The sequence below is a fragment of the Lysobacter sp. CA196 genome (genome assembly GCF_052078695.1).
Taxonomy (GTDB): Bacteria; Pseudomonadota; Gammaproteobacteria; order Xanthomonadales; family Xanthomonadaceae; genus Lysobacter.
This window is the reverse complement of the sequence record NZ_JBQJIN010000052.1, coordinates 1-10,068: the sequence shown is the minus strand read 5'-3', so window position 1 is coordinate 10,068 and position 10,068 is coordinate 1. Positions and strand designations below refer to the sequence as shown.

Annotated in this window: 7 protein-coding genes and 2 pseudogenes; 2 read left to right on the top strand and 7 right to left on the bottom strand. The window is 56.2% G+C overall.

The window, feature by feature from the left end:
- Nucleotides 1-755: 755 nt before the first annotated feature.
- The 3 genes from ACTOWK_RS23240 to ACTOWK_RS23230 form a co-directional block, all read right to left on the bottom strand.
- Nucleotides 756-1,478, bottom strand: coding sequence for a response regulator transcription factor (locus tag ACTOWK_RS23240; protein ID WP_441332448.1), 723 nt, complete (start codon nt 1,476-1,478; stop codon nt 756-758).
- Between the two features lie 403 nt (nt 1,479-1,881).
- Complete coding sequence (locus tag ACTOWK_RS23235; RefSeq protein ID WP_441332447.1) at nt 1,882-2,550, bottom strand: response regulator; 669 nt, start codon at nt 2,548-2,550, stop codon at nt 1,882-1,884.
- Nucleotides 2,551-3,964: 1,414 nt separating this feature from the next.
- Nucleotides 3,965-4,684, bottom strand: coding sequence for a response regulator transcription factor (locus ACTOWK_RS23230; protein WP_441332446.1), 720 nt, complete (start codon nt 4,682-4,684; stop codon nt 3,965-3,967).
- Between the two features lie 95 nt (nt 4,685-4,779).
- Between ACTOWK_RS23230 and ACTOWK_RS23225 the strand changes: the two genes are divergently transcribed.
- Nucleotides 4,780-6,927, top strand: coding sequence for a TonB-dependent receptor (locus tag ACTOWK_RS23225; RefSeq protein WP_441332445.1), 2,148 nt, complete (start codon nt 4,780-4,782; stop codon nt 6,925-6,927).
- Nucleotides 6,928-7,129: 202 nt separating this feature from the next.
- Here the strand turns inward: ACTOWK_RS23225 and ACTOWK_RS23220 are convergent.
- Nucleotides 7,130-8,224 (bottom strand): annotated as a pseudogene (locus ACTOWK_RS23220) (IS3 family transposase).
- A gap of 55 nt (nt 8,225-8,279) precedes the next feature.
- Here ACTOWK_RS23220 and ACTOWK_RS23215 point away from each other — a divergent pair.
- A pseudogene (locus tag ACTOWK_RS23215) lies at nt 8,280-8,429 on the top strand (IS3 family transposase); the annotation flags it as partial.
- 80 nt (nt 8,430-8,509) lie between these two features.
- Here the strand turns inward: ACTOWK_RS23215 and ACTOWK_RS23210 are convergent.
- From ACTOWK_RS23210 to ACTOWK_RS23200, 3 genes are all read right to left on the bottom strand, one after another.
- Nucleotides 8,510-9,427 (bottom strand): MBL fold metallo-hydrolase, encoded by a 918-nt coding sequence (locus ACTOWK_RS23210; RefSeq protein WP_441332444.1) that lies wholly within the window; start codon nt 9,425-9,427, stop codon nt 8,510-8,512.
- Nucleotides 9,428-9,461: 34 nt separating this feature from the next.
- On the bottom strand, nt 9,462-9,608 hold the full coding sequence (locus ACTOWK_RS23205; RefSeq protein ID WP_441332443.1) for a hypothetical protein: 147 nt from the start codon (nt 9,606-9,608) through the stop codon (nt 9,462-9,464).
- 98 nt (nt 9,609-9,706) lie between these two features.
- On the bottom strand, nt 9,707-10,068 hold a 362-nt coding region (locus ACTOWK_RS23200; protein WP_441332442.1), incomplete at its 5' end, for a hypothetical protein.

Here is a 10,068-nt window from a genome sequence, read left to right as displayed (position 1 = left end):
CTTGCTTCAGCGTCGTGACGATTTGGCTCTCGGTGAATTTGCTCTTGCGCATCTGGGTCTCCTTGGGGCTAGTTTGCCTGGAGACCTCTGGTTAGGGTTGGAGTGAGTTTACGGGGAGGCGACACGAATTCGGCCGGAGATTGGTCGATGTAGCGCGGACCTAGGTCCAATGCCTATCGCGAGAACCCTCGGAAATAAGGGGTTTACGGTTGCCGATGAAGTCGGCAGAGACCTTTCGAAGTGGGGGAATTGGCGCGCCAGCAAGGATTCGAATCGCCGACCAATCTGGGCTCTGTGCGCAGTTAGTTCCCTTCTTTAGTTCTCGCGATACGTTTTCAGCGTCGGATAAGTATTATTTGAGATGCGCTCAGAGCTAGCGCCGCATCACGGTCACCATCTGTTAGGAGTCAGTCTCCAAGACGCTCCACTTTCGCGGGCAATAGGGTAGCTAGCGAAACGGTGTGTTGTCGATTATCGTAATCCAGGGCAACGCGGGCGTATGGAAGGTGTTCAACAAGTCACTTAGATCTCACCGGTCCGCGGCTCATGAGCTGAGTTCACCCTTAGAGAAGTAGCTGTAATCCCAGCGAGAATGTAGTTTTCGTAGCCCCGCCCCCGAAAACAGCTATAACGCTGAACCTGATCGCCAGCGGCTCATGAAGCAATTGGAATCCCACTCGATTGATTGTGGAACGGCATCGGAACTTATTGGGCGTGCATATCGAATGCCAACGAGTCGAGTCGTGGACTGTGGTTTACTCGAGCAAGTGGCTTAGTCCATGCTTCTCGAGATAGCGGAAGAGCTCGTCCTTTGACTTCAAGTCTAACTTGCGCAAGGCGTTGTACTTGTGTGATGTGACGGTCTTGTAGCTGCGGTCACTGTCTAACGCGATTGCTTGAAGATTCTCACCGCGGGCCAATTCCAGAATAATTGCTTGCTCCGCCGAACTGAGTTGGAGCCACGGATGACTCCTCGTCGAGGCTACATCTATGGCACGATCGATGTAGGTTTGACCCAGCATAACTGCAGTGATTGCTTCGATGATAGTCGTAGGCTGGCTTGATTTCGAGACGAAAGCGCGAGCTCCGATCTCAAGCGTGGTGAGGGCGAGAAAAGGGAGTTCTGCTCCCGTATAGATGAGCACTTGGAGTTGGGGTTGTTTCTTTAGCACGGCGCGTAAGAGCGACACGCTCTTGAATCTTCCAGGCATGTATAAGTCCATAACCAGATAGTCAAAGACATTGCTCCCGATGACGCGTAGCAGGCTATCTCCATCGATAGCCGAGTGAACACGGATACTGCCCGAATCGAAAGCACCGCTCAGCATTTCGGAGATTGCTGTGATGATGATCGGGTGGTCGTCAGCAATGAGTATCCTTATAGGGTTCTGGCTGGATCTAACCGGGGTAGGCTGACTGATAGTCAATACTTCGCTATCGTAGGACATCCGACTCGCGTCCACTTTCTTGTCAGTCACGCTAATTGCCACGAGTCAATGTTCTCAATTGGTTGGACTGGGATCCAATAGCGCGCCTATGTGCAATCAATGAATTCAAGGCCGATATGGCTGATGTTCTGTTTGGCAAGAGGCTTCCAAGTAACGATCGTCCAATCTACTCCCTGGGCATCAAGATTCCTGCCTCCATGCGTAGTGCAAGCCAGTTGCTTATGCCTTGCTAGGAGCGATGTGCCGATAAGTGATTTGACCAACTTGGCGACCCAACCGACCTGTCCCAACTATGTGCCGATTCGGTGCTATCTCTGCCGGGTTCGGCGTGCTATAGCGTATCTAGTCTTCGCAGAAGCCTCGATATCCAGGAATCGATACTTATAACGCCAAAGAATTATAAAGTTTGTTTGGAGCTGTCATCTGGAATTTTTCAGTAGCCAGATTGAAAAATGTTGCATCTAAGCAGGTGACCCAGGCCATATTCCTCCATGTATCGGCCAATTTCGGCCTTTGACCTAAGTCCAAGCTTGCTCCATGCGTGATATTTATGGGCTGCAACGGTCTTGTAGCTACGGTGGCTATCTTGTGCAATCGCATGTAGATGCTCGCCACGAGCTAAAGCCAGCATGACTTCCTGTTCTGCAGCGGTTAGCCGAAACCAAGGGTGCTTTTTCGCGGACAAGATATCTATTGCGGGATCTAAAAAAAATCTTCCCGGCGTCACTGAAAATATGGCTTGGATCACCATCAATGGATCGCTTGACTTTAGAATGAACGCCTTAGCTCCAAGTTCCAGCGCTGTCAATGCGACGCAAGAAGGCTTCATTCCGGTATAGATCACCGTCTCTAGTCTTGGATATCTTTGGAGTACGGCTTGTAGAAGTGTCAGGTCCCTAACTCTCCCCAGCGTGTGTGGATCTAAAATCAGGTAGTCGAACTCGCCGGTATCCAATGCCTGTAACATGCAGTCGCAGTCGGCAATGGAGTCTACGAGAAGTTTGTCGGGACCCAGGGACGTGCGCAGAATTTGCGCGAGTGTAGTGCCAATGATCGGGTGGCCATCTGCAATCAGTACTTTAACAGGAGCTGTAATATTCACGGCTTGGCCTGTAGTTATCCTTAACTGCAAAATTGTGCTTTCTGACACATTGTGTCACTCACATTGGCTCACGGACACCTAACGAAAGCTGTAACGTCCCGATGGCTACGGCACCTACTTCGTGCAATCGCAACATGGACGCCTGCATCGGATGCTCCCAACCGGACTTGTCCTGATCGAGCTATATCTATTGATGACGATATTATTACGTGCACTGGATCCAGGTATATCCTGGTACACGGCGGCATCTGAATCGTAGCGAAGCGCAGAATGCGACATGCGCGCTGTCAGGAGTTCCGCCTTCAAGCCCGGATATCGTGATTCGCGACTACGACTTGCCGGATCGGAACGACTTGTTCATCGTGCGTAGACTCTTGGAGAAAGATCCGACGCTGCGGATTCTGACCTTATCTGCCATAACCACGGGAGCAGTTCCTCGTCAGCAACTCCGAGTGGGAGCATTCGAGTAGGTCGCCACAGCTAGTATCGGCTCTGTACGGATACGTGGGATTCAGCAGGCCGCTTAAGGCGACGCTACAAAGACGAATCGGTTGGCGGTGCGGATCTATTTGGAGACTCAGAATTCGAGTTGCTTAGCGGCAGGCTTCGCGACGTTCTCTTGCTTATGCTTGAAGGCATGCAGAATTCGGAGATAACCGAGACGCTCGGAAGGAGTCCACGATTCAAAGTCATAAGGGGAGCTTGATAGAAAAGATCGGCATCAACTCAGTGTGCACGCGAGTACCACTAACGCCAGGACGCGGCGACTTGAAGCCGCCTGACTGGAAGCCTACGCCGCCCGAGGACCGATCCGGCCTCGGAATAGGCCTCCGGGTATAGGAAGGTGGAGGTTTCCCCCTTGTCCCTTCTTGTCCCCGGAGGCTTATTCCGAAGGTGTCCCGGTCCGGGGTCGATGTATGTCTCCGGTCAGGCGGCCTCAAGTCGCCGCCTCCCCGCGTTGTGTTACCCGCGTGCGTTCCAAACGGGCGCCCCCTCCGGCTGACCGGCGCAGGTGAAGTTATGGCGGACGTCGGCCGGGTACGTCGCCGATGCGCGCGACCAGGCGATAGGCATGCGGACTCAGCTCGGAAAAGCGGACCTCGCCGTCGGCTTCGCAGCGCAGCAGTGGCAAGGTCGGAATCGTGAACGCCTGGAATAAGCAACACGAAGGGGCTCATGGCCAGTTTGGAGGCGTCGTAAAAACGAAGCGCATTCGTATCCGGCCTCTCGTATGCAGATTTCCCGACAAGCCGACTCGCGAAATACTGCATCTGGCTATGCAGCATGGACTCCCACACCGACTGTTCGGCGGGCTCGTTCACCCAGCAGCAGTGCGACGCCACCACGGCCGACAGAATCACCGTATATATTACGATCCCGGTCAACAAATTACGTCATAGGCTGCATCTACGGTTCATGAGTTCGCGTCGGATGAAGATAGGCGGTAGCCCACACTCTTGACCGTATATAGAAGTTTGGGTTCGCCGTCGATTTCCAATCGTCTACGAAGCTCATAAATGTGGGTGCGAAGCAAATCGCGGTCCGGGCGCTCATCTCCCCAGATTGCAGCTTCCAGACGTTCTTTGGCCACGATGCCCGGGCTCTCGCGCATCAGCATTTCAAGGATGGTGCGGCAGCCGGTATGCAACTGCAGTAATCGATCACCGCGATAGATTTCTTGCGTCGTAACGTCGTAGCGAAGATTGCCGACCCGCAAGGTGCGCTTGCGGCCTCGTCGGCGCAAGGATAATGCGATGATGCGTGCTTCGAGTTCGGCAATGGCGAAAGGCTTCGCCAGATAATCGTCGGCTCCGTTGCGAAACCCCGTCAGTTTGCTATCGAGTTCGTCGCGTGCGGTCAACATCAAGACCGGCACGTCCGAACCCGCTGTACGAAGTCGGCGCAAGACTTCAATGCCCTCCAGCCGCGGGAGCATCCAGTCCAGGACGATGACGTCGTACTCGTTCTCGAGCGCGAGTTGCAGGCCCGATACACCGTCGGGCGCGGCGTCCAGAATGTGCCCTTTTCCCTCCAGATAGGCGAAGACATAGGCCACCAGGCTCTGGTTGTCTTCGACGAACAAGACCCGAGCAGTGCTGTCTGTATGTGGCGAGTCGGGAGCCTGGGCATGCATCTGACAGTGGCCTGACATTGGGGCCCCTATATTAACGCGAATAATTCTCATTACTTCCGGCCTGAGTCCGCCATCACTTCGCGAGTTTTCCCTACATGTCCGCTGCAGACACCCCTCCGATGCTTTCTGCCATTTCTATCTCGATCCACGCCGCGCTGTTTGGCCTTTCCCTGGCGCTGTACGCGCCCCATGCGTCGGCGCAGCAGGCCCACAGCCTGACGGGCGCGACGACGCTGGATCGCATCGAGGTCCAGGGCGAGCGAGGAAACTATCAGGTTCCGCGCATCAGCTCGGCGATGAAGACGGATACCGCGTTGCTCGGCACGCCGCAATCCGTCACGGTCATCACCGACCAGCTGATCCGCGATCAATCGATGCAGTCCATGGCCGATGTGGTGCGCTACGTGCCTGGTGTGCAAATGGGCCAGGGCGAAGGACATCGCGATGCTCCCATCTTGCGTGGCAATACCTCAACTGCCGACTTCTTTATCAACGGCGTTCGCGACGACGTCCAGTACTACCGCGACCTTTACAATGTCGAACGCATTGAAGTGCTAAAGGGGCCGAGCGGCATGATCTTCGGTCGTGGCGGCTCGGGCGGCCTGATCAATCGCGTCACCAAGCTGGCCAACTGGACCAACCAGGGCGAGATCAGCGCCACCATCGGCTCGTGGGACAACCGCCGGATTACTGGCGATTTCAACCACGCGATGAGCGACACCGCGGCATTCCGGATCACCGGTATGTACGAGGACTCGGAAAGTTATCGCGATGAGGTAGAGCTCAAGCGTTGGGCGATCAACCCCACCCTCACCTTCCGGGCCAACGAAGCAACCAGGATCTCGTTCGGTTACGAGCACTTCGAGGACGATCGCGTGACCGATCGCGGCGTGCCTTCGCAGCTACCGATAAAAAATGCTCCGCTGCACACCGATTCCTCTACCTTTTTTGGAAATTCCGAGCTGAGCCCTACCTGGGTGCGCGTGGATGCATTGACCGCGACCGTCACTCACGACTTCGGCAACGACACGCGGATCGTGAATCAGACCCGCTACGCCGACTACGACAAGTTCTATCAGAATGTATTCGCAGGCACATACACAGCCGCGAATAATCGCGTCGCGATTTCTGCATATAACAACCTGACCGCCCGTAAGAACCTGCTCAACCAGACCGATCTGACCTTCAAGGTCGAGACTGGAGCGGTCAAGCACGAGTTCCTGGTCGGCGCGGAGTTTTCGCGCCAGGAGACTAACAACTTCCGCGAGACCGGTTTCTTCCCGGCGGTCGGTGCCAATGTCACCTCTGCTTTCGTGACGCTGCCCAAAACGATCTACACTGGCCCCATCGCGTTCCGCCAGGCGGCATCCGATGCCCATAACAACAGCGTGGCCAAGAACGCCGCTATCTACATCCAGGATCAGATCGAGCTCTCACCGCAATGGCAGGCTGTGCTCGGCGTTCGCTTCGATCGCTTCGAGGCCGATCTTCGCAACAATCGCAATGGCAGCAGCCTGTCTAGTTCGGACGATTTGTTTTCACCGCGCGTCGGGCTGATTTACAAACCCAAGGACAACATTTCGATCTATGCCAACCACACCCTGGCCTACGTGCCCCGCGCCGGCGAGCAGTTGGCATCGCTCACCCCCAGCAATCGCAATCTCGATCCGGAAAAGTTCACCAACGACGAGATCGGCGTGAAGTGGGATATCACCCCTGAGGTTACCACCAGCTTGGCGATCTATCAGCTGAGCAGGACCAACGTGGCAATCGTCGATCCGAACAATCCGGCGCAATCGCTATTGGTCGACGGCCAGCGTGTACGCGGCATAGAGCTGGAGGCGTCAGGCCGGATCACTGATACCTGGCAGATCATGGGCGGCTATTCCTACCAGGATAGCGAAGTGCAGCAGCCGGGCGCGCAGAACGGCAATCGTCTCGGCCAAGTGCCGAAGAACTCGTTCTCGGTGTGGAACCGTTACGATTTCAACCCGAACTGGGGTATCGGCCTAGGCGTGATTCACCAGGGCGAGGTGTATGTGGCCTCTGACAACACCGTGAAGCTTCCGAGCTTCACCCGAGTGGACGCTGCAGCGTTCTACAACATCAATGAGAAGCTGCGCATGCAACTCAACGTCGAAAATATTCTAGACCAGGATTATTATTCGTCCGCGCATAGCAATAATGACATCATGCCCGGCTCGCCGCGAGCGGTTCGGTTAGGTGTGACCTATCGCTTCTGACGAATCAGGCGATTTCCGGCGTGCTGACCTCCCAGCTCCTGGTGTCAGCGAGGAGCAATTCGATGGCGAAGCATGGTGACCCTCGTAAACAGAGATCTATTTGCTCCGGAATACCCTCGTATCGGCGGATCTATTGCCGAACGAGAGTCGTTTGGCGCGCTGGGCGTTGTTGATGGACTTGAAGCGTCCTCGTTGTTTCGAGTCATTCGAAAGTAGAGTTGGACGTTGAGTGTGGCGTTGCGTAGTGGATGGGTGAAAGCCCGCCCAGTGAGCGGTGCGGGCAGTGGTGGTTGTAGCCGTGGCGCCAGTCCTCGGTCATGCTTCGGACTTCGGTCAGCGCGGAGAACACGAACCGGTCCAGTACTTCGGTGCGGAAGGTTCGATTGAAGCGCTCGATGTAGGCGTTCTGGGTCGGCTTGCCGGGTTGGATGTGGATCACCTCGACGTTGTGGCGCTTGGCCCATTGCTTCAGCGCATCTCTGATGAACTCCGGGCCGTGTCCAAACGCAGCCGTCTGGGAGCGCTGCGCACCTCGACCAGCTCATCCAGGGCGCGGACCACCCGGAAGGAGTAGGCAGGCTACTGTCGATTTCGATCGTCATCGATTCGCGGTTGAAGTCATCGTTGACGTTGAAGGTGCGAAAGCGGCGCCCCGACCACAGCGCATCGGCCATGAAGTCTGCCGACCAGGTGTGGTGGGCGGTCGGCGGGATCTCCAGCGGCGCGCGGATGCGGTCCGGCAAGCGCCGCTTGCCGCGCCGCGGCAAGTTGAGCGTCAGTGCCGTATACACCCGCCAGGCTCGGGTCTTGCCACCGGCCGCAAGGCGCCGTCAAACAACAAGCCAAAGCCGTGCCCCCGGGTTGTCCTTCAAGTGCACTTCGATGGCCGCGATCAGCACCTCGTCGTCGCCAATGCGCGGACGGTAGTACCGCGCCGAACGCGACAGCGACAGCGTCCGATCGGCCTGCCGGGCGCTCGACCCGTAAGCGGTTGGCATCGCCAGACTCAGCTCCAGTCGCTGAGCCTGGCTTAGAGCTTTCGCGATAGGACGTCCTTGAGCGCGAGGTGCTCCAGGGCCAGGTCCGCGTACATCCGCTTCAGCCGGGCCAGTTCGGCCTCTACGTCCTTCAGGTGCCGCAGTTGCGACACCTCCATGCCGGCGTACTTGGACCTCCAGACGTAGTACGTCGGCTCGCTGATCCCGTGCTTGCGACAGGTCTCGGCGACCTTCGCCCCGACCTCGACCTCTTTCAGGATCCGGACGATCTGTTCTTCGCTGAACTTCGACTTCTTCATGCTGAGCTCCTTGAGGAACTCTACTTCCAACTGGATCGAATTAACGAGGATGCTTCAAGAGCGCATTCGCAAACGCGTCTGCAAAACCCAGGATTTGGCCCGTGCCGACGTCTTCGACTACATCGAAATATTCTACAACCCATACTGCCGCTATAGCCATCTGGGCGGCGTCAGTCCCGAGGCCTTTGAACGCGCCTCACTTTGAGGCTAGGTAGTGTCTTAATTTGCTGGGCAGTCGACTAGTAGAAAATTGCGCGATACAAAGCCTGCCGTATTACTACGTAGTCACAAAGGAAAGCAGTCTAGGTCCTCGGAGAATACAATAGGGCCCGCATATCTCTTTCGGATCTCCGCATAGGTTGCGTCTTCCTTGCCCAGGGTGCGCAGCATTCGATGGGACAGGACCAGGGATCTGACCCGAGCTTCCTGTGCGAGTTTTCCAATCACAGAAGGAGGCATATGGAGGCGTCGCTCGACTCCCGCGGCGCTTTCAGGCACTGCATTGTGGGCAACGAATAGATCGACATCGGCCAGCAATTCGGAAAACCCCTCTCCGTTGCCATTGGTATCGCCACTGAATGCGACAGACTTGCCAGCCACATCCACACGCCAAGCAAGGGATGGAATGGGTCCGTGAACAACGCGTGTAGTGGATATCGCCAGATCACCGCTGCGAAAGACTACCGTAACTGCCGAATCGGCGGCCAGTTCGTGAACCTGTAATTTGTAGTTCTCTTGACCACCGGGCATCAGCACATCGTTGAGGTATCGATAGGCCCCTCGTTCCCCGAAGAGCACGGATATGAATTCCGTGATCGAAGGCATGAGGTTGTTTCCCATGGGGCCGAAAACGGGCAATGGACGCTTTCGTTCTTCAAACCATGACGATTTGATTAGTGCAGGAAAGTCCGCGCTATGATCGGCATGGAGATGAGTGAATACCACCGCATCCAATTGCGATATCTGCGCCCCGCTCTGGCCGAACCGCAGAGCGCTTCCGCCGCCAGAGTCGACAAGGACCCGAGCTCGACCATCCTGCCAGACCAAGTAACTACTTGAGGCTCGCTTGTCCTGCAACTCAGGGCCACCAGAGCCTAGGATCTGAACGGCAGTTCCATGCAAGCCGCAGGCCTGGGTAGCCATTGCTGGCAGAGCTACGCAACTCAGCATCAGACCGATCAGAGAACAAGAGACCTTATGCATTGCAAGCCTCTGACAGAAGATTCCTTCTAGTTTATCAAATAACCTTTAGCCCGCTGCCACTCAAAAACAATCCACACAGATCGTAACGGATGCGAGCCAATCGCTGAATTTTTAACTTCCAGCAGAAACCATCGTTGACGGTGGCTTCCCGCGGCGAGTGCTCGACTACGGATTTGGACATGATGCATTCCCCATTAAATGGATTGATTCAATCCATTGGGCCACACAAATCCCCGCAGCTGCCTTCCATGCGCCCCGCACGCGCGACGGCCTACCTGTTCAGCGCCAGGCAGAGATCCAACCCTCGACGCACCAGCTACGCAGATAGCCCAGCGCTGTCGTCGGAACCGCTTCTTCCTGATGCCATTGGGCAAGGCGTTCGCACATTCCGGCAAAATCGCCGCCGTCAATGAAGTGGCACACCACGGCGTGTTCCTCCGCGTCTAATGAGCGGAACAGGCTGACCCGGTCGTCATTACGCCACACGGCCCACGCCGTGCAACTGGCTTCACCCGCCGCCGGCGGCGCCTTTCCGTCCTTGATCGCGCGCCAGATCTCCACGCTGTTGCGGGCGACCCGGTGCACGCGCAGGCTGGGATGCATATCCAGCGACAAGTCAGGCCAATCCTCCGGCTCGCGCG

Coding starts and splice junctions, on each gene's coding strand:
- ACTOWK_RS23230 (WP_441332446.1), bottom strand. CDS start 4,684: ATGCATGCCCAGGCTCCCGACTCGCCACATACAGACAGCACTGCTCGG.
- ACTOWK_RS23225 (WP_441332445.1), top strand. CDS start 4,780: ATGTCCGCTGCAGACACCCCTCCGATGCTTTCTGCCATTTCTATCTCG.
- ACTOWK_RS23210 (WP_441332444.1), bottom strand. CDS start 9,427: ATGCATAAGGTCTCTTGTTCTCTGATCGGTCTGATGCTGAGTTGCGTA.
- ACTOWK_RS23205 (WP_441332443.1), bottom strand. CDS start 9,608: ATGTCCAAATCCGTAGTCGAGCACTCGCCGCGGGAAGCCACCGTCAAC.